The organism is Streptomyces chumphonensis (assembly GCF_014779715.1).
In the GTDB taxonomy this organism is placed as follows: Bacteria; Actinomycetota; Actinomycetes; order Streptomycetales; family Streptomycetaceae; genus Streptomyces; species Streptomyces chumphonensis.
In genome coordinates this window covers 1-26843 of sequence record NZ_JACXYU010000013.1, presented here as the reverse complement: position 1 = coordinate 26843, position 26843 = coordinate 1, and the positions used below count along the sequence as shown (strand labels likewise).

Below are 26843 nucleotides of genomic sequence, written 5' to 3'. Positions count from 1 at the left end.
CCTCGACCCGCAAGGCCGCGCCCGTGAACAGCTCCCCGCCCCCGCGCCCCGCCCCGGCGGCCACCGCGCCCGGCCGCCGCCCGGGACGGCGTCGCACCCCCCGGGCCCCGATCGCCCTGGCCCTGCCCGCGCTCGTCGCCGTGGCGTTCCTGCTGCTGCCGCTGGTCGGCATCCTCGCCCGCACCGAGTGGGCCGAACTGGGCGACCACCTCACCCGGCCCGGCACCGCCGAGGCCGTGCGGCTGTCGCTGCTGGTGTCCGGCTGGGCCCTCGCCCTCTCCCTGCTGCTCGGGGTGCCCCTGGCGTGGGTGCTGGCGCGCGTCCCCTTCCCCGGCAAGGCGTTCGTCCGCTCCCTGGTCCTGCTGCCGATGGTGCTGCCCCCCACGGTGGCCGGGGTGGCGCTGCTCCTCGGCCTCGGCCGGCGCGGCCTGCTCGGACCCTGGCTGGAGGACACCTTCGGGCTCACGCTGCCCTTCCACACCACCGGGGCCGTCGTCGCGGCGACGTTCGTCTCGATGCCGTTCCTGGTGATCAGCCTCGAAGGCGCGTTCGCCGGGCTGCACTCCCGCTACGAGGAGACGGCCGCCTCCCTGGGCGCCTCCCCGCTGCGCGTGTTCGCCACCGTGACCCTGCCCATGGTCGCCCCCGGCCTCGCCGCCGGAGCCGCCCTGACGTGGGCCCGCGCGCTCGGCGAGTTCGGCGCCACCATCACCTTCGCGGGCAACCTGCCCGGCGTCACCCGCACCCTCCCGCTGGAGGTGTACCTGCTGCTCCAGGAGGAGCCGCAGGCCGCGACGTCCGTGTCCCTGCTGCTCCTCGCCGTCGCCATGACCGTGCTCGTCGCCCTGCGCGGCCGGTGGACGGCCGCCGGTACCGCGCCCGCGCGGCGCCGGGCCGCCGTCCCCGAACCCGAACCCCTGCCGCCGCGACCGCAGCACCCGGACACCACTCCCCCGACCCCCGCCCCGCCCCGCGAACGGTGGGCTCTGCACGCCGACGTCACCGGGTTCACCCGGCTCGTCCTGGACGCCGAACCCGGCACGACCCTCGCCGTCGTCGGGCCCAACGGCGCGGGCAAGACGACGCTGCTGCGCGCCCTCCTCGGCCTCACCCCCCGCGCCCACGCCCGGCTCACCCTCGGCGGCACCGACGTCACCGACCGGCCGCCGCACCGGCGCGGCGTCGCCTGGGTGCCGCAGGACGGCGCCCTCTTCCCCCACCTCTCCGCCCTGGCCAACACCGCCTACGGGCTGCGGGCGCACGGAGCGGGCCGCGCCGAGGCGCGCCGCACCGCCCGCGCCTGGCTGGAGCGGCTCGACGTCGGCCACCTGGCCCACCGCAGACCCGCCCAGCTCTCCGGCGGGCAGGCCGGACGCGTCGCGCTGGCCCGCGCGCTCGCCGCCCGCCCCCGGCTCCTGCTGCTCGACGAACCCCTCGCCGCGCTCGACCAGACCACCCGCGCCCACGTGCGGCACCTGCTCCGCACCCACCTGCGCTCCTTCGGCGGGGTCTGCCTGATCGTCACCCACGACCCCGTCGAGGCCGTCTCCCTGGCCGACCGGGTCCTGGTGCTGGACGGGGGGCGGGCCCTCCAGGACGCGCCACCCGCCGAGGTCGGCCGCCACCCGCGTTCGCCGTGGGTCGCGCGGATGCTCGGCCGCAACGCCTGGCCCGGCACCGGCACCCCGGACGGCCTCGCCCTCGACGACGGCGGGCACCTCGTCGTCGCCGAACCCGTCGCCCCCGGCACCGAGGCGCTCGCGATCATCCCGCCCGAGGCGGTGTCCGTGCACCGCGAACGGCCGGGCGGCAGCCCGCGCAACGTGTGGCCCGGCACCGTCCGCGAGATCACCGCGCTCGGCAGCCGGCTCCGCGTCCTGATCGCCTCGGACGCGGCGCCCGACCTCGTCGCGGAGATCACCCCCGAGGCGGCGGCCGAACTCGGGCTGGCCGAGGGCGGCGCGGTCTGGACGAGCGTCAAGGCGACCGAGACGACCCTCGTCCCCCGCTGACATCCGCCCCGGACACCCCGGCGCCCGGACGCCCCGGAGGGCCGCGAGCGCACGCGCGTTAGCCTGCGGGGAGAGGGACGCGACCGGTCGGGGAGACCGGCACGAGAGAGGACCGCGCATGAGTGGGCGAACCGCCGTCGTCACCGGAGCCAGCAGCGGGATCGGCGCGGCGACCGCGCGCCGACTGGCGGAGGCCGGGTACCGGGTCGTGCTGACCGCCCGCCGCGCCGAGCGGATCGAGGCGCTCGCGAAGGAACTGACCGACGCCGGGCTGGCGGCCGGGGCACACCCGCTGGACGTCACCGACCGGGCGGCCGTGGACGCCTTCGCCGCCTCCCTCGGCGGCGTGGACGTGCTGGTCAACAACGCGGGCGGCGCGCTCGGCACCGACACCGTGGCCGAGGGCGACCCGGCCGACTGGCGGACCATGTACGAGGTCAACGTCCTCGGCGTGCTGCACATGACCCAGGCCCTGCTCCCCGCGCTGCGGGACGCCCGGGACGGCGGCACGGTGGTCGTCGTCTCCTCCACCGCCGGGTTCGCGGTCTACGAGGGCGGGGGCGGCTACGCGGCCGCCAAGTACGGCGCGCACGCCCTGACGGAGACGCTGCGCCTCGAACTGTGCGGCGAACCGGTGCGCGTCGTCGAGATCGCACCCGGCATGGTCCGCACCGACGAGTTCGCCCTGACCCGCTTCCGGGGCGACGCCGACCGCGCGGCGGCCGTCTACGCGGGCGTGCCCGAGCCGCTGAACGCGGAGGACGTAGCCGACACCATCGGATGGGCCGTCACCCGGCCCCCGCACGTCAACGTGGACCTGCTCGTCGTGCGGCCGCGCGCCCAGGCGTCCAACCGCAAGGTGCACCGCGAGAACTGACGGCGCGGCCCGCGCCCACCGACGGGGCCTTCGCGCGGCGGGCGCGCACCGGGTCAGCCCTTGACGCAGATGACCTGCCTGAGCTGGGCGACCACCTCCACCAGATCCCGCTGCTGGTCGATGACCTGCTCGATCGGCTTGTAGGCCGCCGGGATCTCGTCCACCACACCCGCGTCCTTGCGGCACTCGACACCGAGGGTCTGCCGCTCCAGGTCCCGCGTCGTGAACCGCTTCTTCGCCTGGTTCCGGCTCATCCGCCGCCCGGCGCCGTGGGAGGCGGAGTTGAACGAGGCCGCGTTGCCGAGCCCCTTCACGATGTACGAACCCGTGCCCATCGAACCGGGGATGATGCCGTACTCGCCGCTGCCCGCCCGAATCGCGCCCTTGCGTGTGACGAGGAGGTCCACGCCGTCGTAGCGCTCCTCGGCCACGTAGTTGTGGTGGCAGGAGATGACCGGGGCGAAGGTCGGCTTCGCCTTCTTGAACTCCTTGCGGAGCACGTCGAGCGAGAGCGCCATCATCACGTCGCGGTTGTGCCGGGCGTACTCCTGCGCCCAGAACAGGTCGTTGCGGTAGGCGGCCATCTGCGGGGTGTCGGCGACGAACACGGCCAGGTCACGGTCGACGAGCCCCTGGTTGTGCGGCAGGTTCCGGGCCACGCCGATGTGGTGCTCGGCCAGTTCCTTGCCGATGTTGCGCGAACCGGAGTGCAGCATGACCCAGACCGAATCGGACATATCTATACAGAATTCCCAAAAGTGGTTCCCGCCACCCAGGGTGCCCATCTGCTTGGCCGCCCGCTCGCGCCGGAAGTGCACGGACTCGGCGACCCCGTCGAAGCGCGACCAGAAGGAGTCCCACCCCGCGGTGGGGAAGCCGTGCAGCCGAACCGGATCGACGGCCTCGCGGTGCAGCGCGCGCCCCACCGGGAGGACCGCCTCGATCTTCGACCGCAGCCCCGACAGATCGCCGGGCAGGTCGTTCGCGGTCAGCGACGTGCGGACGGCGGACATCCCGCAGCCGATGTCGACCCCGACGGCCGCCGGACACACGGCACCGTCCATGGCGATGACGGACCCGACCGTCGCCCCCTTGCCGAAGTGCACGTCCGGCATGACGGCCAGCCCCTTGACCCACGGCAGGGTCGCGGCGTTGTGCAGCTGCCGCATCGCGACGTCCTCGACCCCAGCCGGGTCCGTCCACATGCGGATCGGCACCCGGGCACCCTGCACCTCGGTGTACGACATCGGTGATTCAGCTCCCCCTACGTGACGATTCTCAACCCACCGAAGAATCCGGACAAAGCACGGCAAAGAACCCGGTATTCCGGGCGTCGGCGCGTGGGTTGCTGTAGACATTGTGTTCTGCCGCCCCGTCGGGGCGGCAACACGTTTTCGAGTTCGGCGAGGCGAACGCAGGGAGGCCGACGTGCGGCGCAGGACGTACCGGGGCGGCTCCGCAGCCCTCGTGGCGCTGGCCGTGGCCCTGACGGGCTGCACGGCCGACGCCGGGGAGAGCGGGGGCACGACGGACGGCAAGTCGGGCTCGACCGGCGCCTCCGAGACGTCCGTGGAACCCGGCCGTTACCGCACGCTGCCGGAGCCCTGCGGATCGCTCGGCCGGGAGAGCCTGCGCGCCGCCCTGTTCCCGGAGGACGTGGGCCGGGGGGCCGACGACGCGACGCTGGAGGGCGAGGCGGCCGTCACGTTCGACACCGACCGCCGCGTCGGCTGCACGTGGAAGAGCGCGACCTCCCTGGGCAGTCATCATCTGACCCTGGACTTCGAGCGCGTCGTCTCCTACGACCCCGAGGTCAGCGACGGCGACCGCGCCGTCGAGCTGTTCGACCAGCGGGCGACGGAGGCGGACATCCCCGCCACCGCCCCGCCCACCGACGAGCCGTCCGACCCCGCCGCGTCCGACGGCGGCTCGGAGGAACCCTCCGACGGCGCCTCGGAGGAGCCGTCGGGCGCGGCGTCCGAGGCGCCCGGGGACGAGGCGTCCCGCGAACCGTCCGGAGCGGACGAGGAGGGGCCCGACCCCGCGTCGGCCCCCGGCGGCACCCCGCCGGCGGGCCCCGGCCCGGACGGTGAGCCGGACGCGGAGACCCCCGACCCCGCCCTGGCCCCGCGCCCCCTGGAGGGCGTCGGCGAAGCGGCCTACCTCGACGACGAGCTGGTCACCGCCGACGCCGGCGTCCACCGCGACATCACGCTGGTCTTCCGCAAGGGCAACGTGATCGTCACCGTCCAGTACAACCAGTGGTCCACCGACAAGCGCCGCCTGCCCGACAGCGAGGAGCTGCAACGGCAGGCCGGCCGCCTGGCGCAGCAGATCGCCGAGCGGCTCGACAGTTGACCCGAGACCGGGAAGCGAATCCACCATGTTCCACAGCAACCTGACCGTCCGCCGCGCACTGGCCCTGGTGGCCGTGCCCGCCCTCCTCGTCACCGGCTGCCTGGGGGGTGGCGACGACGACGCCAAGGCCCCCGCCGAGAAGCCGTCCGCCGAGGCGGAGAAGTCCTCGGAGCCGAAGCCGGAGCCGGTGAAGTTCTCCGAACTGCCGGACGCCTGCAAGACGGTGCCGGGGAAGACGATCGAGGACATCGTCCCCGAGGCGGAGAACGAGAAGGGCAAGAACCTCAAGAGCAAGGACACCGACAGCTACACCAGCTGCCTGTGGTCCGGGCTGGACGAGTACGACTACCGCTCGCTGTTCGTCTCGCTGCGCCGCTACGACTCGGTGCTCGACGTCGGCTCGGGCGACGACCGCGCCGCGCGCTCCGCCGCCTCCGAGGTCGAGAAGATCACCGGCGACAAGGCGAACAAGAAGGTCGAGGAGAAGGCCCTGAAGGACCTCGGCGACGAGGCCACCACCATCGGCTTCGACAGCGAGGAGAAGGGCGACGACGGCGGCGACTACCGCAACCAGCGCGTCGTGGCCCGCACCGCGAACGTCGTGGTCGTCGTGGACTACTCCGGCACCGGGTTCGAGGACGCCGACAACCCGAAGGCCGACGAGATCCGCAAGGGCGCGGAGAAGGCCGCCGAGCAGGTCGTCGCGGCCGTCAAGTAGGCGCGGAACCGCACGTTCCCCTCCCGCCGGACATGACCTTGACAACGTGTGTCAGGCTGGGCGCCGCTCAGGTGTCCGAGCGGGAGGAGAACGCGGGTGTCCGCGACGCAGCTCAGCCGAACCCACCGCGTCCTCATCGGGGTCGTCCTGGTCGGGGCCCTGGTGATCGCCGCGATCGGCTTCGCCGGGTCGTACGCGGCCGTGCGCGACCTCGCCGAACGCAAGGGCTTCGGCTCCTTCGCCCCCTTCTTCCCCATCGGCATCGACGCGGGCATCGTCGTCCTCCTCGCGCTGGACCTCCTGCTGACGTGGCTGCGCATCGGCTTCCCCCTGCTGCGCCAGACGGCCTGGCTCCTGACGGCCGCCACCATCGCCTTCAACGGCGCCGCCGCCTGGCCCGACCCGCTGGGCGTCGGCATGCACGCGGTGATCCCGGTGCTGTTCGTCGTCTCCGTGGAGGCGGCCCGGCACGCCATCGGCCGCATCGCCGACATCACCGCGGACCGGCACATGGAGGGCGTGCGCGTCTCGCGCTGGCTCCTCGCCTTCCCCTCGACCTTCCGGCTGTGGCGGCGGATGAAGCTGTGGGAACTGCGGTCGTACGACGAGGTCATACGCCTGGAGCAGGAGCGGCTGGTGTACCGGACGCGGCTGCGCGCCCGGTACGGCCGGGCCTGGCGGCGGCGGGCGCCGGTGGAGGACCTCATGCCGCTGAAGCTCGCCCGCTACGGGATACCGCTGAGCCGGTCCGTGGCGGCGCTCGCCGCGACGCCGACGCCCTCGGCCGAGGCGTCGCTCACCGGGCCCCCGGCCGAGCAGCGGCCCGAGCATCGTGAGCCCCCCGCCGCACCGGAGCCCGACCGCTCACCGGCCCCCCGGCCCGCACCGGCCGAAACCGCACCCGTCCCGGAGCGCGTGGCCGAGCAGCCCGCGGCCGCCGCACCGGAGCCCGAGCCCGCACCCGTGCCCGTTCGGGAGCCCGCGCCGGAGTACGTGGCCGGGACGCAGGGGCGCCGGCCCATCCGACGCCCCCCGGCGCCGCCGGAGCCGGTCGAGGCGCCCGCCGACGAACCGACCGGGGTCCCGGACGGCGTCCCCGTGGAGGACGTGTACTTCCAGGCGTACCGCGACCTCGCCGCGCGGGGCGCCCGGCCGACCGCCCGTGATCTGTCCCGGGCACTCAACGATCGCTTCGGCGTGACGAACCGGGACGGCGGCCTGCTGAGCGAGGCGTATCTGCGCCCCTACGTGCGGGAGTGCCGCGAGCGCCTCAACGAGGAGATCGGCGTCGTCGGCTGACGCCGATCACCCCGTCCGGCCGTCACGCGGTCGGCCCGTCACGCCGACAGGAGCGTGCGGACGCGGTCGGCGCCCACCGCGAGCAGCAGCGTCGGCAGGCGCGGCCCGGTGTCCCGGCCCACCAGCAGTTGGTACAGCAGCGCGAAGAACGACCGCTGGGCCAGCTTCAGTTCGGGCGTCGGCTTCGCCTCCGGGTCGAGCCCGGCCCGCACCTTGGGCACGCCGTAGACGAGCGTCGTCAGGCCGTCCAGCGACCAGTGCGTCTTCAGCCCGTCGAGCAGCAGCCGCAGGGCCTCGCGCTGCCCGTCGTCGAGGGAGGCGAGGAGCTCGGTGTCCGGCTCCGACCGCACGCGGGTGCGCTGGTCGGCGGGGACGTGGGTGGAGATCCAGCGCTCGGCGCGGTCGAGCCGGGGGCGCGTCTGGTCCAGGGAGGTGACGGGACGCTCCGGATCCAGCTCGGAGAGGATGCGCAGCGTCTGGTCGGCCGAGCCCTGGGTGATGTCGACCACCGAGGCCAGCGTCCGGTACGGCAGCGGGCGCGGGGTGCGGGGCAGTTCACCGGCGGCGGTGCGCACCGAGCGGGCGTGGGCGGCGGCGTCGGCGGGCTGGGCCGTGCCCTCCGCGATCCTGCGCTCCAGCGCGTCCCACTCGTCGTAGGTGCGCTGGATCTCCTGGTCGAAGGCGACCTTGAAGGACTGGTTCGGCCGGCGGCGCGCGTACAGCCAGCGCAGCAGGGGCGCCTCCATGATCTCCAGCGCGTCGGACGGCGTGGGCACGCCGCCGCGCGAGCTGGACATCTTCGCCATGCCGCTGATGCCCACGAAGGCGTACATCGGGCCGATGGGCTGACGCCCGCCGAACACCTCGCGGACGATCTGGCCGCCGACGACGTAGGACGAGCCGGGCGAGGAGTGGTCGACGCCCGAGGGCTCGAAGGTCACGCCCTCGAAGGCCCAGCGCATCGGCCAGTCGACCTTCCACACGAGCTTGCCGCGGTCGTACTCGCGCAGCAGCACCGTCTCCTTGTGCCCGCAGGCGCAGGTGTAGGTCAGCTCGGTGGTGTCGTCGTCGTAGGAGACGACCGTGGTGAAGTCCTTCTCGCAGTTGCCGCAGTACGGCTTGTACGGGTAGTAGTCCCCGCCGGTGCCGCTGCCGTCGTCCTCCCCGGCCGCGCCGGAGCCCTCGGCGGCGGCCAGCTCGGCCTCGTCGACGGGCTTCTGCTGCTTGCCGCCGGCCTTCTTGCCGCCCGGCTTCTCCTTCGTGCGGTAGCGGTCGAGCACGGCGTCGATCGTGCCGCGCTCCCGCATGGCGAGGAGGATCTGCTCGCGGTAGACGCCCGAGGTGTACTGCTGGGTCTGGCTGACGCCGCGGAACTCGACCCCCAACTCGGCCAGCGCGGTGACCATCGCCGCCTTGTAGTGCTCGGCCCAGTTCGGCTGGGTGCTGCCGGGCGGCGCCGGGACGGAGGTGAGCGGCTTGCCGATGTGCTCGGACCAGGACGGGTCGATGCCCGCCGGGACCTTGCGGAAACGGTCGTAGTCGTCCCACGAGATGAGGTGCACGCAGTCGTGTCCCCGGCGGCGGATCTCGTCGGCGACCAGGTGCGGGGTCATGACCTCGCGGAGGTTGCCCAGGTGGATCGGCCCGGAGGGGCTGAGCCCCGAGGCGCAGACGATGGGTTTGCCGGGCGCGTGGCGCTCCGCGTCGGCGATGACCTCGTCCGCGAATCGGGAGACCCAGTCGGTCTCGGTGCTCTGAGCCACGGTCGGCACGTCCTTACTTCCCTGGTCGGTCGGTGGGTGTATCCCGCGTGGGTGGGTGCGCTCATTGTCCCAGACGGGCGGCGCTCCTCCCGACCCCGCACGGCGACGCCCCGGGGGCGCGCGGGCCCCCGGTCCGGGGTGGGGCCAACCCCACTCCGGACCCGGGTGGTGGACGGCTGCTCCAGCGGGGTTCGACCTCCTAGCGTCATCGTCATGGGCACCATGACGATGACGGGTGCGGGTGTCGCACAGCGCATGGCCTTCGGGGCGATCTCGGCCGCACTGGCGGCCGGGCTCCTGGCCACGGCCGGGCGTGCGTCGGGAGGGGACCCCGACCCGTCCGTGGTCCGCACGGACCAGGGCGGACTGCGCGGCGAGATCACCGCCTCCGCCAGGGTCTTCCACGACGTGCCCTACGCCTCCCCGGCGCAGGAGTGGCAGGGGGTGCGGGACGCCACCGCGGCCCGGACGCCGTGCGCCGACGCCTGTGGGGCCTTGACGGTGACGACGCCGCGCGGGGTCAGCGTGGGGGCCGGTCTCCCCGTGGACGTCCGGCTGGGCGGGTCGTCCACCGCGCCGGACGACTCCCCGGCAGACCCTCCGGATGTCGTCCTGGTCACCGTGCCCGCCGGGGAGCTGGCCGCGCAGCAGGCCGCCCTGCACTGGCTGCACCGCAACGCGGTGCCGTTCGGCGGTGACCCGGACGCCATCACCCTGCACGGCCCGTCCGCGCAGCTGTGCGCCCACCTGGCCTCCCCCGACTCCGCCTACCTCTTCGCGGGTACCCGCCCGGCGACGGGCTGCGCCACCGCCGCCGCCCGGGGCCGGTAGCGTCACCCCGAGCGCCCCCTCCCGGCCACCGGGGCCGGACGCGGGCGCGCGAGGCCGGGAGGACGGCATGGGGACGGACGGGGACGCGGCCACGGCGGACGCCTGGGCGGCCCTGGGCGGACCGCCCGACGCGGCGGCGCGCGTCACCTACACGCCGGCGCCCGGCGTGCTGCCGGCCCGGCTTCCGGTGCGCGAGCTGGCCCGCGCCACCGTCGGGGTCTGCTCGCTGGCCGCCGCGGAGCTGCTGGCGTGCCGCAACGGCGGACCGCTGCCGGCGGTCCGGGTGCACGAGGGCGCCGTGGCGACGGCGTTCGTCAGCGAGCGGCACCTGCGCGTCGACGGCCGGGCCCCCACCTCGTTCGCGCCCCTGTCCGGCTTCTGGCGCGCCGCCGACGGCTGGGTGCGCACCCACGCCAACTACCCGCACCACCGGGCCCGGCTGCTGGACGCCCTGGGGCTGCCGGAGTCCACGGAACCGCCGCGGCTGGCCGCCGCCCTGGCCGCCCGGCCCGCGCACGCCGTGCGGGAGCGCGTATACGCGGCGGGCGGCCTGGCCGTCGCCGTGGCGACGGAGCCGTGGGCGGCCGGTACGCCGCTTCTCGAGCAGCGCGTGGTGGGGGCCGGGGGCCGGGGGGCGCGTCCGCTGCCGCCCGCGCCGCTCCCCGCGCGGGGCGTGCGGGTGCTGGACCTGACGCGCGTCATCGCGGGCCCGGTGGCGACACGCACGCTGGCCCTGCTGGGCGCCGACGTGCTGCGGATCGACCCGCCGGAGCTGCGGGAGGACCCGGACACCCACCTCGACACCGGTCCGGGCAAACGCTCCGCCCTGCTCGACCTGCGCGACGCGGGCGACCGCGCCCGGTTCGAGGAGCTGCTCGCCGCCGCCGACGTCGTGGTCACCGGGTACCGTCCCGGCTCCCTCGACCGGTACGGCCTGGCCCCGGAGGCACTCCTCGCGCGCCGCCCCGGGCTGACGGTGGCCCAGCTGAGCGCGTGGAGCCGGACGGGGCCGTGGTCGGGGCGGCGGGGCTTCGACAGCCTCGTCCAGGCGGCCTCCGGCATCGCCGCCGTGGAGGCGGCCCCGGACGGGACGCCCGGTGTGCTGCCCGCCCAGGCGCTGGACCACGGGACGGGGTACCTCCTCGCGGCGGCCGTCCTGCGGGCGCTCACCGCTCGCGGGACGGACGGCTGCGGGCGGCACGTGCGGCTGTCCCTGGCGGGGACCGCCTCCTGGCTGCTGCACGGTCTGCGGTCCGCGCCCCCGGACGGCGGCCCGGCGGCCCCGTACACCCCCGAGCCCTGGCTGGCCACGACCGCGTCCCCCCACGGCACCCTGGTCCACGCGCTGCCGCCGATCGCCTACCCGGGCTCACCGCGCACCTGGGCGTCCCCGCCCGCACGCTGGGGAGGGGACGCACCCGCCTGGCCGGCGTGAGGCACCGCACGCCGGCCGCCCGCGCGGACGTCGGAGTGCGGCGCCCGCACGGGCGTCAACGCCCGGCGGAGAGCCAGCGTGCGGCCTCGGTGGCCCAGTAGGTGAGGACCAGCGACGCACCGGCGCGGCGGAAGCTGGTGAGCGTCTCCAGGATCGCCCGTTCCCGCTCGATCCAGCCCTTCGCCGCCGCGGCCTCGACCATCGCGTACTCGCCGGAGATCTGGTAGACGCCCACCGGGACGTCGACCTCGCGGGTGAAGTCCCGCAGGACGTCCAGGTAGGGCAGGCCGGGCTTGACCATGACCATGTCGGCGCCTTCGGCGAGGTCGAGGGCCAGCTCGCGCATGGCCTCCCGCCCGTTCGCCGGGTCCTGCTGGTAGGTCTTGCGGTCGCCCTTCAGCGAGGAGCCGACGGCCTCCCGGAACGGCCCGTAGAACGCGGACGCGTACTTGGCGGTGTAGGCGAACATCGCGACGTCCGTGTGCCCGGCCGCGTCCAGCGCCTGCCGGACGTGGCCGATCTGGCCGTCCATCATGCCGCTCGGCCCCAGGACGTGCGCCCCCGCCTCGGCCTGGACGCGCGCCATCTCCGCGTACCGCTCCAGCGTCGCGTCGTTGTCCACGCGCCCGGCCGCGTCGAGGACGCCGCAGTGCCCGTGGTCGGTGTACTCGTCCAGGCACAGGTCGGACATGAGCACGAGGTCGTCGCCGACCTCACCGCGCACGTCCCGCAGCGCGACCTGGAGGATGCCGTCCGGGTCGGTGCCCTGGGAGCCGGCGGCGTCCTTGTGCTCGGGCACGCCGAACAGCATGAGCCCGCCGACGCCCGCCTCGACCGCCTCCACGGCGGCCTTGCGCAGGGTGTCCCGGGTGTGCTGCACGACGCCGGGCATGGAGGACACCGGTACCGGCTCGCCGATGCCCTCCCGGACGAAGGCCGGGAGGATCAGGTCGGCGGGGTGCGGCCGGTGCTCGGCGACCATGCGCCGCATCGCCGGCGTCGTGCGCAGCCGCCGGGGCCGCGCCGCCGGGAAGGCGCCGTAGCGGCTGCCGTGACCGGCGTACGCACCGCCGTGCCCCGCGCCGACGCCGCCGTCTCCACCGTGGGTGCTGCTCACGAGCGCGCTCTCCTCCTCGTCGGCCGCTTCTCACTCGGCCGCTTGACGGGTTCGCCCGCCTCGACGGCCGCCGCCCGGCGCCGGGCGCCGAACTCCGCGAGCGCCTCGGCCAGCCGGTGCACCGAGGGCTCGGGGGCGAGCACGTCGACGCGCAGCCCGTGCTCCTCGGCCGTCTTGGCGGTGGCCGGGCCGATGCAGGCGATGACGGTCACGTTGTGCGGCTTGCCCGCGATGCCCACGAGGTTCCGCACGGTGCTGGAGGAGGTGAACAGGACGGCGTCGAAACCGCCGCCCTTGATCATCTCCCGCGTCTCGGCGGGCGGCGGCGAGGCGCGCACCGTCCGGTAGGCGGTGACGTCGTCGACCTCCCAGCCCAGTTCGATCAGCCCCGCCACCAGCGTCTCGGTGGCGATGTCGGCGCGCGGCAGGAAGACGCGGTCGATCGGGTCGAAGACGGGGTCGTAGGGCGGCCAGTCCTCCAGCAGCCCGGCGGCGGACTGCTCGCCCGAGGGGACGAGATCCGGCTTGACGCCGAAGTCCACCAGCGCGGCGGCGGTCTGGTCGCCCACGGCGGCCACCTTGATGCCCGCGAAGGCCCGCGCGTCGAGACCGTACTCCTCGAACTTCTCCCGCACCGCCTTCACCGCGTTGACGCTGGTGAACGCGATCCACTCGTACCGCCCGGTGACCAGGCCCTTGACGGCCCGCTCCATCTGCTGCGGCGTGCGCGGCGGCTCGACGGCGATCGTCGGCACCTCCGCCGGGACGGCTCCGTAGGAGCGGAGCTGGTCCGACAGCGACGCGGCCTGCTCCTTGGTGCGCGGCACCAGGACGTTCCAGCCGAACAGCGGCTTGGACTCGAACCAGGCCAGCTGGTCGCGCCGGGCGGGCGCGCTGCTCTCCCCGACGACGGCTATCACCGACTGGCCGCCGTCGGCCGCCGGCAGCACCTTGGCCTGCTTGAGAGTCTGCTGGAGCGAGCCCAGCGTCGCCGTCCAGGTGCGCTGCCGGGTCGTCGTCCCGGCCACGGTGACGGTGAGCGGGGTGTCCGGCTTGCGCCCGGCGGTGACCAACTCGGCGGCGGCGCCCGTCACCGCGTCCAGCGTCGTGGAGATGACGACGGTGGCGTCGGAGGCGCCCAGCTCCGTCCAGCAGCGGGCGTCGGCGGTCCGGGCGTCGACGAAGCGGACGTCCGTGCCGTGCTCGCTGCGCAGCGGGACCCCCGCGTAGGCGGGGACGCCGACGGCGGTGGCGATGCCGGGCACGACCTCGAAGGTGATGCCGGCGGCGGCGCAGCCCAGCATCTCGGCGGCGGCGTCCGCGTCCATGCCCGGGTCGCCGAGGACCGCACGGACCACCCGCTTGCCCGAGCGCGCGGCCGCCATGACAAGATCTGCTGCACCGGCAGATGTGGCGGAAGTCTCGGTCGAGTCGTCCGCCGCTGCCTGCACGGGCGTGTCCACGGCTGCCCGGGCGTGCGGCCGCACGACGTCGCGGACCTGTGGATCCGCGACGAGGACGTCCGCGTTCGCCAGGGCCTCGACGGCGCGCAGGGTGAGCAGTCCCGGATCACCGGGACCGGCCCCGAGGAACGTCACGTGGCCGTCGGCACCGTAGAGGTGCCGGTTGGGCGACGGCGCGGACGACACCGGCGGGGCGACGCTCGGCGCGCCCGTACCCGCGACGGCGGCGGGGGCCGTCGTCACGGTGGCCGCGTCGGCTTTCGCCGTGCCCGCGTCCGTGGTGGCACGGGACGGCCGGGGCTTCGGCGTGGTCGCGTTCTGGGCGGTGGTGGGGCTCAATGTGCGCGCTCCCCCATCAGACCGGCCGCACCCTTGGCGAGCATCGCGTCGGCCAGCTCGCGGCCCAGGCGCGTGGCCCAGGCCGTCTGCTCGACGGCGGATGCCGGTACGTGACCGGTGGTGGACAGCTGCACCAGCGTCGAGCCGTCGATCGTGCCGACGACGCCACGCAGGCGCATTTCGGTGACAGCCTCCCCGTCGGCCTGGGGGTCGGCCAGCGCGCCCACAGGCGCACTGCAACCGGCCTCCAGGGCGGCGAGGAGGGTTCGCTCGGCGGTCACGGCGACCCGCGTGAACGGGTCGTCGAGTCCGGCGAGCCGGGTGGCGAGGGGTGCGTCGGAGGTGACGCACTCCACGGCCAGTGCCCCCTGCCCGGGCGCAGGCAGGACGGCGTCGGAGTCGATCAGCTCGGTCACCTCGTCGAGGCGGCCGACGCGGGTGAGGCCGGCCGCCGCCAGGACGACGGCGTCGAGCTCCCCCGAACGGACGAAACCGATCCGGGTGTCGACGTTGCCCCTGATGGGCACCGTCTCGATCCGGTGGCCCAGGGTACGGGCCCAGGCGTTCAGCTGCGACATCCGGCGCGGCGAACCCGTCCCGATGCGGACGGGCGCCGCGTCGGTGCCCGCCGCGGTGAGCTGCTCGAACGTCAGGCCGTTCCGGGCGATCAGGGCGTCGCGCGGGTCGACGCGCGGCGGCACCGCCGCGATCGTCAGCTCGGCGGGCTGGTCGGTGGGGAGGTCCTTGAGCGAGTGGACGGCGAGGTCGATGTCGCCCGCGAGCAGCGCGTCGCGCAGCGCGGACACGAACACGCCGGTGCCCCCGATCTGCGCCAACTGCTCGCGCGAGACGTCCCCGTAGGTGGTGATCTCCACCAGCTCCACGTCCCGGCCGGTGAGCCGGGTGATCTCGCGGGCGACCTGGCCCGACTGCGCCATCGCGAGGGCGCTTCGGCGGGTGCCCAGCTTCAGTGGGCGTTCAGTTCTCATGGCCGCTCCTGTTCGGCTTGCTGACAGCGGCGACCGTCTGCGGGTCCAGGTCGAAGAGTTCACGCAGGGCGTCGGCGTAGCTGGCGCCGCCCGGCTCCCCGGCGAGCTGCTTGACCCGCACGGTGGGCGCGTGCAGCAGCTTGTCGACGACGCGCCGCACGGTCTGCGTGATCTCGGCGCGTTCACGCTCGTCCAGGCCGGGCAGCCGGCCTTCGAGCCGGGCCATCTCCCCGGCCACGACGTCGGACGCCATGGTGCGCAGGGCGATGACGGTCGGAGTGATCGTCGCGGCACGCTGGGCGGCGCCGAAGGCGGCCACCTCGTCGCCGACGATGCCGCGCACGGCGTCCACGTCGGCGGCCATCGGCGCGTCGGCGGCGGCCTCGGCCAGCGACTCGATGTCCACCAGCCGGGCGCCCGCCACCCGGTGCACGACGGCGTCGACGTCCCGGGGCATGGCGAGGTCGAGCAGGGCCAGGGGCGACGTGCGCCCGGCGACGGCCGCCTCGACGACGGCGGCGGACAGCACGAGCCCGGTCGCACCGGTGCAGGAGACGACCACGTCGGCGGCGGCCAGCTCCCGCGGGACGTCCGTGATGGTCGCCGCCCGGCCGCCCAGCGAGGCGGCGAGGCGGTCGGCACGCTCCAACGTCCTGTTGGCGATCACCAGTTCGGTGACACCGGCGCGCCACAGCGTCGTGGCGGCCAGCGCGGACATGGACCCGGCGCCGATGACGAGCGCCCGCTTGTCCTTCGCCCACCGCTCGACGTCCGGCGCCTCGGCCTCGGCGGCGGCGAGCTGCTCCAGGCCGAAGGTCACCAGCGACTGCCCGGCCTTGTCGATGCCCGTCTCGCTGTGCGCGCGCTTACCGACCCGCAGGGCCTGCTGGAAGAGGTCGTTCAGGAGCTTGCCCGCGCTGTGCTGCTCCTGGGCGACGGCCAGCGCGTCCTTGATCTGGCCGAGGATCTGCCCCTCGCCGACGACCATGGAGTCCAGCCCGCAGGCCACCGAGAAGAGGTGGTGGACGGCCCGGTCCTCGTAGTGGACGTACAGGTAGGGCGTCAGCTCCTCCAGCGCGACGCCGCTGTGCAGCGCGAGCAGCGTGGAGAGCTCGGCGACGCCGGCGTGGAACTTGTCGACGTCCGCGTACAGCTCGATGCGGTTGCAGGTGGACAGCACCGCCGCCTCCGTGGCGGGCTCGGCGCCCACGACGTCCGCGAGCAGCGGCCCCCGGGCGTCGGGGGCGAGGGCGGCCCGCTCCAGGACGCTGACGGGTGCGCTGCGGTGGCTCAGGCCGACGACGAGCAGACTCATGCCGGCATCACGGCGGGGACGTCCCCGTCGGGCCCTGCCTCGGTGTCGTCGTCCGCGTCCTCGGCCGCCCGGCGCGTCACGGACACGGCGGGCGGAGCGGCCGGGGCGGCGGTGTCCGCGGCCTCGGTGTCCAGCTCGCCGGCCTTGCGCTGCTCGTGGAAGGCGAGGATCTGCAGCTCTATGGAGAGGTCCACCTTGCGCACGTCCACCCCGTCCGGCACGGACAGCACGGTGGGCGCGAAGTTCAGGATGGACGTCACCCCGGCGGCCACCAGCCGGTCGCAGACCTGCTGCGCGGCCCCGGCCGGGGTGGCGATGACGCCGATGGAGACGCCGTTGTCGGCGATGATCCGCTCCAGCAGGTCGGTGTGCTGGACCTCGATCCCCGCGACGATCTTCCCGGACATGGCCGGGTCGGCGTCGATGAGCGAGGCGACGCGGAAGCCCCGGGAGGCGAAGCCGCCGTAGTTCGCGAGGGCGGCGCCGAGGTTGCCGATACCGACGATGACGACGGGCCAGTCCTGTGTCAGCCCCAGCTCGCGGGAGATCTGGTAGACGAGGTACTCGACGTCGTAGCCGACGCCCCGGGTCCCGTAGGAGCCGAGGTAGGAGAAGTCCTTGCGCAGTTTGGCCGAGTTGACGCCGGCCGCGGCGGCCAGCTCCTCCGAGGAGACCGTGGGAACCGAGCGCTCGGACAGCGCCGTCAGTGCCCGCAGGTACAGCGGAAGTCGGGCGACGGTGGCCTCGGGGATCCCTCGGCTCCGGGTCGCCGGTCGGTGGTTTCGGCCAGTTGCCACGGTGCTCCTGCCGTTTGCGCCTGGGGTACCCCCAGCGCCTGCTGGGGGAGGTGAGCGGTCCTCTGTGCCGGGCGCGCCGGTACCGCTCCATCCCTGACAGGCTATGCCTTTGTGAAAGCGTGCACAAAGATGGTGTCCGATTTGTCCGCCCGAAGTGATCGGCGCCACACGCACCAACCCGGACACCTCCCTGCAACTCGCCGTCCCCCCGGGCGGTGGACGAGGGCTCCGGTCCCACCCTGTCACCGCCGACCGGCCCCGCCCAGCCCCGACGCACACCCTTCGACGCCGGGGCCCGCGGTGCCGCCCGCGGGCCCCGGCCCTGACCGGCGCCTCAGCGGGTCAGCGCGGTGCGCAGCCGGTCCGCGTCGACGCGCCAGAAGTCGTGCTGCGCGCCGTCGACCAGCACCACGGGGATCTGCTCCCAGTACCTGCGGTGCAGCTCGGCGTCCTGCTCGATGTCCTTCTCCTCCAGCACGGCGCCGAGCTCCCGGCACACCGCCGTGACGACCACCCGCGCGTCGTCGCACAGGTGGCAGCCCGGCTTGCCGATCAGGGTCACGGTCCTGGGGGCGGAGGGGGTCTGTGGGGTGTCCATGGCCCCCATTGTCCCGCCGGACGCGACCGGGTCACCGGGGCGTAACCGGAGCGCCCAGCTCCGCTGGCTATGCTCACTCCATGGGTGCACTGGCATGGCTCACCCCCCGTAAGCGCGCGGCGACCGAGGCGAGCGTTCTCGCCGGTGAGGCTTCGGCCGAGGCCGCGCGCAAGACCGAACGCACCGAGCCGGAGTTCCCCGTCGCGGGGGACGTCCGGGCCGCCGCCTTCTTCGACCTCGACAACACCGTCATGCAGGGCGCGGCGCTCTTCCACTTCGGCCGCGGCCTCTACAAGCGCCGGTTCTTCGAGACGCGGGAGCTGGCCCGCTTCGCCTGGCAGCAGACGTACTTCCGGATCGTCGGCTCGGAGAACCCGGAGCACATGGCCGAGGTACGGGCCAGCGCGCTGTCCATCGTGAAGGGGCACCGGGTCGCCGAGCTGATGGCCATCGGCGAGGAGATCTACGACGAGTACATGGCGGGCCGCATCTGGCCGGGCACCCGCGCCCTGGCCCAGGCGCACCTGGACGCCGGCCAGAAGGTGTGGCTGGTCACGGCCGCCCCCGTGGAGACGGCCACCATCATCGCGCAGCGGCTCGGCCTGACCGGCGCGCTCGGCACCGTCGCCGAGTCGGTCGACGGCGTCTACACCGGGCGGCTGGTGGGCGAGCCCCTGCACGGACCGGCCAAGGCCGAGGCCGTACGGGCCCTGGCCACGGCAGAGGGCCTCGACCTGGAACGATGCGCCGCGTACAGCGACTCGGTCAACGACATTCCGATGCTCTCGCTCGTCGGCTATCCGTATGCGATCAATCCTGACAGCCGGCTGCGCGAGCACGCCCGCGACAACGGGTGGCGGCTCCGCGACTACCGGACCGGCCGGAAGGCGGCCCGCGTGGGCCTGCCGGCGGCCGCCGGAGTGGGGGCCGTGGCGGGCGGCGCCGCAGCCGCCGTCGCCCTCCAGCGCCGCCGCCGTTAACCGGTTCCCCGGCCCGGACACCGTTCCCGACCAGCCACGGACCGGCAGCCGGCGCCCACCGCGGCGGGCGGCCGACCACGACCGTACGGGTGGTGCGCACCCGGCTCCGGACGGCCCATCCGGCCATCATTCCCCGGGCCGGGGCAGGGTAGTCCACCGAGACCCCCGCCAGCCCAACTCGGCCGTGAATCGACCCCACTTGATGCGTGAACGGTCAATCACCGTCACGCGTTCGAATCATGATCGATCGCCGTTCCGCAACGAAACGAACCGAATCGGCGATTTCGACAACTAGGCGTAGTGCCGCCAGCACTAAGGGTTATTCTCCTCAGACGCAATCCGGTGCCAAACGTCCCACCATCGGACGGTCGGTCCCGCACTGCACGTGATGGAAGCTCTGCCTCTGGGAGTCCCGTGTACCCACACGTCGGGGTTGACGCCTCGGGCCTGGCCAGGCTGCGCGATACGGTCGCCGACCGGCTGCGCTCACTCGTCCCCACCGCCTACGCCGTCCCCGCCCTGGCGGGGGCCGCCCCCGCCCACCCCGCCTACGCGCTGGCCGACCGGGCCACCGGTACCGCGCCCGCCACCGCACTCGGCAGACGCAGCCGCACCGGGGCCGCCGGCACGTCCACGGCCCGCCGCCCGGCGGCGGACAGCGACAGCCGCCGCATGATGGACCTGGTCGAGAGGGCCCAGGACGGCGAGGCCGACGCCTTCGGCATGCTCTACGACCAGTACGCGGACACCGTCTACCGCTACATCTACTACCGCGTCGGGGGACGTGCCACGGCCGAGGACCTGACCAGCGAGACGTTCCTGCGCGCCCTGCGCCGCATCGGCACGTTCACCTGGCAGGGCCGCGACTTCGGCGCCTGGCTGGTCACCATCGCCCGCAACCTGGTGGCCGACCACTTCAAGTCCAGCCGGTTCCGGCTGGAGGTCACCACCGGGGAGATGCTCGACGCCAACGAGGTCGAGCGCAGCCCGGAGGACTCCGTCCTGGAGCGGCTGTCCAACGACGCGCTGCTCGACGCCGTCCGCCGCCTCAACCCGCAGCAGCAGGAGTGCGTCACGTTGCGGTTCCTGCACGGGCTGTCGGTGGCCGAGACGGCCCGGATCATGAGCAAGAACGAGGGCGCGATCAAGACCCTCCAGTACCGGGCCGTGCGCACGCTCGCCCGGCTGCTGCCCGACGACGTCCGCTGACCGCCGGTCGCGCGCCGCCCCCGCACGGCTCGCGGCCGCGCCGTCCGCGCGTGGCGGCCCCGAACCCCTTCCGAGCCCCCTGGCATCTCACTCCGAGCGACCCCTCATGAGCCGAACGTCATCTTTTCCGTCACATCATCGTTCCTCCGTAACCCGGGCGCGCTGCCGCTCGTTGGGGGGTGTGCGGACTCCCCGCAGCCCCGCTCCGGCCGCCCGGCTTCACTCGTTCGGGTGTATCGGTAAGGGCTGTGCAACCTGGCGTACGGTCCCGGGAGTCACACGTGCTGACGTTAGGAGGTGCCGCCCGTGATCGGCTCCGTGTCCACGAACCGGCGGGCCGCCGCCTTCGCCCAGGCCCTCGACGAGCGGGCCGGGTCGGCGGCGGAGGATGCCGCGGCCGAGGCCCCGCACGCCGAGGCCCCGCACGCGGGGGCCGCCCCACCCGACGCCCACCGCGCGTCCGGCCGGGGCGAGCCCGCGGAGGAGGCCGAGCAGCGGCTCATGCTGTCGCTCGCGGAAGGGCTCGGCTCACTGCCCGCTCCCGAGCTGGACCCGGAGGTGAAGGCGGTCCAGCGGGCCCAGCTCATCGCCGCGATGGAGAACCAGTTCGCGCCGGGCGGCGCCCATGTGCCCGAACAGCGCTCCCGCTCCGGCAGGGGCGCCCACCGGGCGCAGCCGCTGAGCCGGCTCCGCCCCCGGACGCGGCTCAGCAAGGGCCTGGCCGCCGGCGGGCTGACCGTCGGTGTCGCCGCCGGCGCCTTCGGCGGTGTCGCCGCCGCCAGCACGGACGCCCTGCCCGGCGACACCCTCTACGGGCTCAAGCGGGGCATGGAGGACCTCAAGCTGGACATGGCGGGCGACGACTCCGAGCGCGGGCTCGTCCATCTCGACCAGGCCTCCACGCGGCTGAACGAGGCCCGGCGCCTCATGGAGCGCGAGCGCAGCGGCCCCCTCGACCACGAGTCGCTCGGCGAGGTCCGCAACGCCCTCACCGCGATGCGGGTCAACGCCGCCGAGGGCCACCGGCTGCTCAGCGGCCTCTACGAGCGGGACGGCAACCTCAACCCGATGCGCTCGCTGTCGGCGTTCACCGAGTCCCACCGCGGCGCCTGGGTCCAGTTGCGGGACCGGCTGCCCGCCCCGCTCCACGAGGTCGGCGAGGAGGTCACCTCCGTCTTCGACGCCATAAGCGAGGACGTGGACCCGCTCGCCGACCTGCTGCCGACCGAGCCGGACGCGAAGAACCGGGACACGACCACCGGTCCCGACGAGGCCACCGGAACGGAGCAGGACACCGTGGCTCCGACGGCGCCGCGCTCCGGTGCCCCCGGCAGCCCCGGTGAGGAGGACGGGCGGTCGCCCGACTCCGGCCAGCGACGACCCAGCCCCTCGGCCTCCGACGGCGGCAGCGCATCGCCCGACGAGGGCCTCATCGGTGAGCCCGGCCTGCTCGACCCGCTCCCCTCGGACGGCCCGAGCCTCCCCGGCACGGACCAACCGCCGCTGTCGGACCCGGAGATCACCATTCCGCCGCTCCTCCCCGGCGGCCTGCCCGGCCTCGGCCTCGACGTCGAGGACCAGGGCTGAGCCACTCCCGACCGGGTGCCCCACGGGGTACCGCGCCGGGTGCGCACGCCGTCGTGACGCACCCGGCTCCGCGCGGTACGCGGCACGCTCGCGTCGGGGGAACGCCCCGCGTCAGAAGAACACCGAGCGGCGCTGCACCAGCAGGTGGTAGAGCGTGCGCTGAATCGTCTCGCGCACCTGGTCCGTGAGGTTGAACATCAGCATCGGGTCGTCCGCCGCCTCGGGCGCGTACCCGTCCGTGGGAATCGGCTCACCGAACTGGATCGTCCACTTCGTCGGCAGCGGCACCGCGCCCAGCGGCCCCAGCCACGGGAACGTCGGCGTGAGCGGGAAGTAGGGCACGCCCAGGAGCCGGGCGAGGGTCTTGGCGTTGCCCACCATCGGGTAGATCTCCTCGGCTCCCACGATGGAGCACGGGACGATCGGCGCGCCCGCCCGCAGGGCCGTCGACACGAAGCCGCCCCGCCCGAAGCGCTGAAGCTTGTACCGGTCGGCGAAGGGCTTGCCGATGCCCTTGAAGCCCTCCGGCATGACGCCCACCAGCTCACCCCGGGACAGGAGTTGCTGCGCGTCCTGGGCACAGGCCAGGGTGTGGCCGGCCTTGCGGGCCAACTCCCCCACGACCGGCAGCGCGAAGACGAGGTCGGCGGCGAGGAGCCGCAGGTGCCGGTCGGCGGGGTGGTGGTCGTGCACCGCGACCTGAAGCATCAGCCCGTCCCACGGAAGGGTGCCGGAATGGTTCGCGACGACCAGGGCCGCGCCTGCCTCGGGCAGATGCTCCACGCCCCGGACGTCGACCCGGAAGTACTTCTCGTACACCGGGCGCAGCAGGGACATCAGCACCTGCTCGGTGAGGTCGGCGTCGTAGCCGAAGTCGTCCACGGGGTAGTCGCCGGTGAGCCGCCGCCGCAGGAACGACAGCCCGTGGGCGGCCCGGCGGTCCCATCCGTCGCCGAGGAGCCGGTCCAGCACGCCGGGCTCCGACCCCCGCCCGCCGATGCCCGCGTCCCGGTCCGCGTCCCCATCCGGACCCGGCGCACCGCGCGGCGCGACGACCTCCGGGCCGGGCTCACGACGGTCCGGGGCCGGCTCGGTGGCCGGAGCCGCCGAGCCGGAGGCCGGACGACCGACACCGCGCCCGCGCCGCCGCGCGCGGTCGTCGTCGAACGGGATGACCTTGGCGTCAGTCACGGGCGGACCGCCTCCTGGACTCGGTCGACGGCACGGGCGACGGCGCGCGGCGGCAGCAGACCCGGCCCGTGGCGCCGGGCGAAGCCGGCGAGGGCCTCGGCGGTGGTGTACCGGGGCTCGAACCCCAGCATGTCGCGCATCAACGAGGTGCGCACCACGCGCCCGTAGGTGAGGAGCCGGACGTACTCCGGTGAGAAGTCGGTGGCGCCGACCGTGCGCAGGGCGGTACCCGCCCAGCTCAGCGCGGGCAGCACGAGCGGGAGGGTCGGGCGTCCGAGCCGTCGGGCGCACTGGGAGAGGAGCAGCACGCCGTCGCCCGCGATGTTGAACGTCCCGTCGGGCAGCGTGCCGCGGCGCGGCTCCCCCGCCGCCAGCGCCAGTACGTCCAGGGCGTCGTCCTCGTGCACGAACTGCAGACGCGGGTCGTAGCCGAGGACGGTCGGCAGCACCGGAAGGGCGAAGTACCCGGCGAGCCCCTCATCGAGCGCCGACCCGAGGATGTCGGCGAACCGCAGGACGGTGACGGAGATGTCGGGGCGCCGCCGGGCGAACCCCCGTACGTAGCCCTCGACCTCCACGGTGTCCTTGGCGAATCCGCCACCGGGCAGCGTGCCCGACACCGTCGTCTCCTCGCACACGGCCGCGTCGCGCGGCGCCCCACCGTAGACGTGGGTGCTGGACCGCACCACGAGGCGCCGCATCGCGGGTGCCTGCCGGCAGGCACCGAGCAGCTGCATCGTGCCGATGACGTTGGTCTCCTTGACGGCGGCCCGGCTGCGCCGCCCCGCCGACGGGCCGCCCCCGACGTCGAGGTGCACCACGGTGTCCACCGCGCGCCCGACGACGAGCTTGCCGATCGACGGGTGGCGGATGTCGGCCTGGACGAACTCGGCGTCGCCGAGGGGCTCGTCGGGCGGGACGACGTCCACGGCGAGGACGGAATCGACGTCGGACTCGCGCTGGAGGCGGCGGACGAACCGGCCGCCGATCCGCCGGGCGGCTCCCGTGACGAGAACGACCCTGCCCACGTGCCCTCCTCGCAGCCGGGTGCAACAGCCGAGGCCACCGTATCGGGTGAGGGTTTCCGCGTCGTGACCCGCACACGTCGCCGGACGCGAACCGGACGCGAAAACGCCGCAGCCCCCACTCGCCATCGCGAAAGGGGGCCACGGAGGGGTCCGGTACTAGGACCTGCGTGCTCGGCGCTCGCTCACTTCTTGTTGCGGCGCTGCACACGCGTGCGCTTGAGCAGCTTGCGGTGCTTCTTCTTCGCCATCCGCTTGCGCCGCTTCTTGATAACAGAGCCCACGACTACCCTCGCTCACTTGATCACTCGGTGCGGGGCGTCCGAGCCCACACGACCTACGGTGCCCCAGCCTACCCGGCACCGAGTGGTGGTCGTGATCCGAGGGTCTCCGTACTTCTGTCTCAGGCGCTTTCCACCCCCACATACGACTGTTGGAGGTATTCGTGAACGGCGTTCTCCGGGACGCGGAACGAACGGCCCACCCGGATGGCCGGCAGATGACCGCTGTGCACCAAGCGGTACACGGTCATCTTGGACACGCGCATCACCGCGGCCACTTCCGCCACGGTCAGAAAGTTGACCTCGCTGAGAGGCTTCTCACCAGCAGCCATGTCACACCTGAACCTTTCGCACATGTCGGGCACCGGCTTCCCCTCCGATGCACCTGCTCGCATGCGCGCTCCTCCCCAGATTAGGGGCGGGTGATGCAAGTGGGGAAGAGGAGTAGCGATCGGCCTCCTACTGTGACAGACAGGCGCGATTGAGTACATAGCGCGTGAGCGCCCGGTAGCTGCCGGGCCGCGCAGCGTCATCGACCGGGACGGCGACCGCGACCCGTCCCTCGGCCTCTCCGACGAACGGGGCCGGATCGTTCACGTCCGCCGGCCCGATCGCCTCCACACCGAGCTGACCTGCGCCGCAGGCCCACCCGTGATCTCCGATCACCAGTCCGGGCAACGGCTCGCCGGCGGCGGCCAGCGCGTCGAGCGCGAGACGCAGTGGCAGCGGGGAGTGCGTGTGTGCGCCCGGCGCATCGGGGGCGCACAGAGTCGCGCCCTCTCTGACGAGTGCCACTCCTCGTACGTAGGACAACGTGCACGCCCGTACGCCGAAACGAGTCGCCAAATCGATACATCGCCCCTCGGCCGGCGTCAGGACCCGGCAGCCCGCCCCCTCCAGGGCCGCCGCCAACGCCCCGTAGAAGCCGAGCAACGCCCCCGGGTGCCCGGTACCGAGCAGCACCGGCGACCGCAGGGACGCCGCGCGGGCGAGCCGGTCCGCGAAGACGTCCAGCGCGGAGAGGGTCAGCGCGGGATCGATCGTCTCCCGGCCGGTCACCACACGCGGATCCGGCGAGTTGCCGCAGCGCGACCCCATCAGGGTCAGCAGCCGCCGCAGGTCCCACACGCCCTCCGGTTCCAGGCCCAGCAACGCCCGGGGATCCCCGGCCGCGAACAGTCGGTAGCGCACGAGACTCTGCTCCCGCGTCGTGGAAACGGTTCCGGCCAACCCGGCCGCGACGAGATGCGCCCGCAGGGCGTCCTGACCCACCACAGGCAGCATCGTGCCGTCCGGCGGGACGGCCCGGACCGGAACGGCCGCGCGTCACCCGTCGGAGTGCTGGCGGGAGGTGCGGTGCGGTCGGGGTGCGGGGTCCTACGGCAGCAGGCCGTGGGCGGGGAACACCGCATGACGTGTCGCCCGCACCGCCTGGTCCAGCGCGTCGGCGGGGTCGTACCCGGACGTCTCCCAGTCCCGCCACACGGGTTCACGCCCGTCCGTCATCCGACGCGGGGCCGCCTGTCGCGTCGCGGCGTACACCGTCCGGCGCCACTCCTCCGGCACGGGCGCGGCGGGCTCGATCGGCGCCCCGGCGGCGACGGCCACCAGGTGCGTCCACGTCCTGGGGACGACGTCGACGACGGCGTACCCCCCGCCGCCCAACGCCAGCCAGCGGCCGTCCGCGTAGGCGTGCGCCCACGCGTGCAGGGCCACGGCCGCGGCACGCTGGGCGTCCACCGTGACGGCCAGGTGCGCGAGCGGGTCCTCGATGTGCGTGTCGGCACCGTGCTGCGTCACCAGGACCGTCGGGCGGAAGGCCGCCAGCAGCTCCGGCACCACGGCGTGGAGGGCCCGGAGCCAGCCGCCGTCCGCGGTCCCGGGCGGCAACGCCACGTTCACCGCGGACCCTTCCGCGTCCGCGCCGCCCGTCTCCTCCGGCCAGCCGGTGCCGGGGAAGAGAAGACGGGGATGCTCGTGAAGCGAGATGGTCAGCACCCGGGGGTCGTTCCAGAACGCCGCCTGCACACCGTCACCGTGGTGGACGTCGACATCCACGTACGCCACCCGCTCCGCCCCCGACTCCAGGAGCCGGGCGATGGCGAGCGCGGCGTCGTTGTAGACGCAGAAGCCGGCGGCGGAGCCGGGCATCGCGTGGTGCAGGCCCCCCGCGAAGTTGACGGCGTGCAGCGCCTCCCCCCGCCACACGGCGTCGGCACCGGCGATCGACTGGCCCGCGATGAGGGCCGAGGCCTCGTGCATCGCAGGGAAGGCCGGATCGTCCTCCGTGCCGAGCCCGTACGAGCCGTCGGCCCCGGCCGGGTTCTCCGACACCCGCCGCACGGCGTCGATGTAGTCGGCACGGTGGACCAGCCCCAGCGAGGACGTCCCCGCCGGCTTGCCGGCCACCACCTCCGTCCTGCGGTCCAGTCCGAACGCCTCGACGAGCCGCATCGTCAGGGCCAGCCTGACCGGGTCCATCGGGTGTCCGGGGCCGAAGTCGTAGGCCGTCACCGCCTCGTCCCACATCACACGTGCTCCGCCACTCATACGGCCACCGTATCGACAGCACCTACAACGAAACAGCACTGTGGGCGAGGCCACACGCGTAACGCGGAAAAGCCCCGTTGGACCAGGTCCAACGGGGCTTCCCCACACA

Annotated in this window: 24 protein-coding genes; 10 read left to right on the top strand and 14 right to left on the bottom strand. The window is 74.1% G+C overall.

Annotated features, from left to right (window positions below; translation table 11 throughout):
• Positions 1 to 23 precede the first annotated feature (23 nt).
• Together IF129_RS20730 and IF129_RS20725 are read left to right on the top strand one after the other, a co-directional pair.
• Positions 24 to 2012, top strand: coding sequence for an ABC transporter permease (locus tag IF129_RS20730; protein ID WP_191211274.1), 1989 nt, complete (start codon positions 24 to 26; stop codon positions 2010 to 2012).
• Between the two features lie 118 nt (positions 2013 to 2130).
• The gene (locus IF129_RS20725) at positions 2131 to 2889 is read left to right on the top strand and encodes an SDR family NAD(P)-dependent oxidoreductase (RefSeq protein WP_191211273.1); all 759 of its coding nucleotides are present in this window, start codon (positions 2131 to 2133) and stop codon (positions 2887 to 2889) included.
• Positions 2890 to 2942: 53 nt separating this feature from the next.
• On the opposite strand, the gene IF129_RS20720 is transcribed toward IF129_RS20725, so the two are convergent.
• Positions 2943 to 4136, bottom strand: coding sequence for an RtcB family protein (locus IF129_RS20720; RefSeq protein WP_191211272.1), 1194 nt, complete (start codon positions 4134 to 4136; stop codon positions 2943 to 2945).
• Between the two features lie 181 nt (positions 4137 to 4317).
• On the opposite strand from IF129_RS20720, the gene IF129_RS20715 reads away from it, so the two are divergent.
• The 3 genes from IF129_RS20715 (at position 4318) to IF129_RS20705 (ending at position 7264) form a co-directional block, all read left to right on the top strand.
• Complete coding sequence (locus IF129_RS20715) at positions 4318 to 5247, top strand: hypothetical protein (RefSeq protein WP_191211271.1); 930 nt, start codon at positions 4318 to 4320, stop codon at positions 5245 to 5247.
• 25 nt (positions 5248 to 5272) lie between these two features.
• Positions 5273 to 5965 carry a DUF3558 domain-containing protein gene (locus tag IF129_RS20710; protein WP_191211270.1) on the top strand — a complete coding sequence of 231 codons (693 nt, stop codon included), beginning with the start codon at positions 5273 to 5275 and terminating at the stop codon, positions 5963 to 5965.
• A gap of 96 nt (positions 5966 to 6061) precedes the next feature.
• Positions 6062 to 7264: a DUF2637 domain-containing protein gene (locus IF129_RS20705; protein WP_191211269.1), complete on the top strand. Its 1203-nt coding sequence runs from the start codon at positions 6062 to 6064 to the stop codon at positions 7262 to 7264.
• A gap of 38 nt (positions 7265 to 7302) precedes the next feature.
• Here the strand turns inward: IF129_RS20705 and lysS are convergent, their stop codons facing one another.
• Complete coding sequence (gene lysS, locus IF129_RS20700) at positions 7303 to 9036, bottom strand: lysine--tRNA ligase (RefSeq protein ID WP_191211268.1); 1734 nt, start codon at positions 9034 to 9036, stop codon at positions 7303 to 7305.
• Between the two features lie 204 nt (positions 9037 to 9240).
• On the opposite strand from lysS, the gene IF129_RS20695 reads away from it, so the two are divergent.
• Together IF129_RS20695 and IF129_RS20690 are read left to right on the top strand one after the other, a co-directional pair.
• A complete protein-coding gene (locus tag IF129_RS20695) occupies positions 9241 to 9858 on the top strand; it encodes a carboxylesterase family protein (protein ID WP_191211267.1) in 618 nt (205 codons plus the stop codon).
• Between the two features lie 67 nt (positions 9859 to 9925).
• The gene (locus IF129_RS20690; protein WP_191211266.1) at positions 9926 to 11293 is read left to right on the top strand and encodes a CoA transferase; all 1368 of its coding nucleotides are present in this window, start codon (positions 9926 to 9928) and stop codon (positions 11291 to 11293) included.
• A 55-nt stretch (positions 11294 to 11348) separates the two neighbouring features.
• Here the strand turns inward: IF129_RS20690 and hemB are convergent, their stop codons facing one another.
• The 6 genes from hemB to IF129_RS20660 form a co-directional block, all read right to left on the bottom strand.
• Positions 11349 to 12410 carry a porphobilinogen synthase gene (gene hemB, locus IF129_RS20685; RefSeq protein ID WP_191211265.1) on the bottom strand — a complete coding sequence of 354 codons (1062 nt, stop codon included), beginning with the start codon at positions 12408 to 12410 and terminating at the stop codon, positions 11349 to 11351.
• On the bottom strand, positions 12407 to 14059 hold the full coding sequence (locus tag IF129_RS20680) for a bifunctional uroporphyrinogen-III C-methyltransferase/uroporphyrinogen-III synthase (protein WP_318153874.1): 1653 nt from the start codon (positions 14057 to 14059) through the stop codon (positions 12407 to 12409). Before IF129_RS20680 ends, hemB begins: the two co-directional genes overlap by 4 nt.
• Before the next feature lie 149 nt (positions 14060 to 14208).
• Positions 14209 to 15201 (bottom strand): hydroxymethylbilane synthase, encoded by a 993-nt coding sequence (gene hemC, locus IF129_RS20675; protein ID WP_191211264.1) that lies wholly within the window; start codon positions 15199 to 15201, stop codon positions 14209 to 14211.
• Positions 15191 to 16516: a glutamyl-tRNA reductase gene (locus tag IF129_RS20670; RefSeq protein ID WP_191211263.1), complete on the bottom strand. Its 1326-nt coding sequence runs from the start codon at positions 16514 to 16516 to the stop codon at positions 15191 to 15193. The genes hemC and IF129_RS20670 overlap by 11 nt, the downstream gene beginning before the upstream one ends.
• Entirely contained in the window at positions 16513 to 17313 is an 801-nt protein-coding gene (locus IF129_RS20665; protein ID WP_191211262.1) for a redox-sensing transcriptional repressor Rex, read from the bottom strand. The genes IF129_RS20670 and IF129_RS20665 overlap by 4 nt, the downstream gene beginning before the upstream one ends.
• Positions 17314 to 17647: 334 nt before the next feature.
• The gene (locus IF129_RS20660) at positions 17648 to 17911 is read right to left on the bottom strand and encodes a glutaredoxin family protein (RefSeq protein ID WP_224755331.1); all 264 of its coding nucleotides are present in this window, start codon (positions 17909 to 17911) and stop codon (positions 17648 to 17650) included.
• A gap of 80 nt (positions 17912 to 17991) precedes the next feature.
• Between IF129_RS20660 and IF129_RS20655 the strand changes: the two genes are divergently transcribed.
• The 3 genes from IF129_RS20655 (at position 17992) to IF129_RS20645 (ending at position 21687) form a co-directional block, all read left to right on the top strand.
• Entirely contained in the window at positions 17992 to 18891 is a 900-nt protein-coding gene (locus IF129_RS20655) for an HAD family hydrolase (RefSeq protein WP_191211260.1), read from the top strand.
• Between the two features lie 414 nt (positions 18892 to 19305).
• The gene (locus IF129_RS20650) at positions 19306 to 20100 is read left to right on the top strand and encodes an ECF subfamily RNA polymerase sigma factor, BldN family (RefSeq protein ID WP_191211259.1); all 795 of its coding nucleotides are present in this window, start codon (positions 19306 to 19308) and stop codon (positions 20098 to 20100) included.
• A gap of 306 nt (positions 20101 to 20406) precedes the next feature.
• Positions 20407 to 21687, top strand: coding sequence for a DUF5667 domain-containing protein (locus IF129_RS20645; RefSeq protein WP_191211258.1), 1281 nt, complete (start codon positions 20407 to 20409; stop codon positions 21685 to 21687).
• Between the two features lie 111 nt (positions 21688 to 21798).
• On the opposite strand, the gene IF129_RS20640 is transcribed toward IF129_RS20645, so the two are convergent.
• The 6 genes from IF129_RS20640 to IF129_RS20615 form a co-directional block, all read right to left on the bottom strand.
• On the bottom strand, positions 21799 to 22878 hold the full coding sequence (locus IF129_RS20640; RefSeq protein WP_191211257.1) for a lysophospholipid acyltransferase family protein: 1080 nt from the start codon (positions 22876 to 22878) through the stop codon (positions 21799 to 21801).
• Complete coding sequence (locus IF129_RS20635; RefSeq protein ID WP_191211256.1) at positions 22875 to 23906, bottom strand: NAD-dependent epimerase/dehydratase family protein; 1032 nt, start codon at positions 23904 to 23906, stop codon at positions 22875 to 22877. Before IF129_RS20635 ends, IF129_RS20640 begins: the two co-directional genes overlap by 4 nt.
• Positions 23907 to 24088: 182 nt before the next feature.
• Entirely contained in the window at positions 24089 to 24187 is a 99-nt protein-coding gene (locus tag IF129_RS20630) for a 30S ribosomal protein bS22 (protein WP_003948845.1), read from the bottom strand.
• Positions 24188 to 24306: 119 nt separating this feature from the next.
• Positions 24307 to 24516, bottom strand: coding sequence for a helix-turn-helix domain-containing protein (locus IF129_RS20625; protein ID WP_191211255.1), 210 nt, complete (start codon positions 24514 to 24516; stop codon positions 24307 to 24309).
• A 127-nt stretch (positions 24517 to 24643) separates the two neighbouring features.
• Positions 24644 to 25468, bottom strand: coding sequence for a phosphatase (locus IF129_RS20620; RefSeq protein ID WP_224755330.1), 825 nt, complete (start codon positions 25466 to 25468; stop codon positions 24644 to 24646).
• Between the two features lie 93 nt (positions 25469 to 25561).
• On the bottom strand, positions 25562 to 26734 hold the full coding sequence (locus IF129_RS20615) for an acetoin utilization protein AcuC (RefSeq protein ID WP_191211254.1): 1173 nt from the start codon (positions 26732 to 26734) through the stop codon (positions 25562 to 25564).
• Positions 26735 to 26843 lie beyond the last annotated feature (109 nt).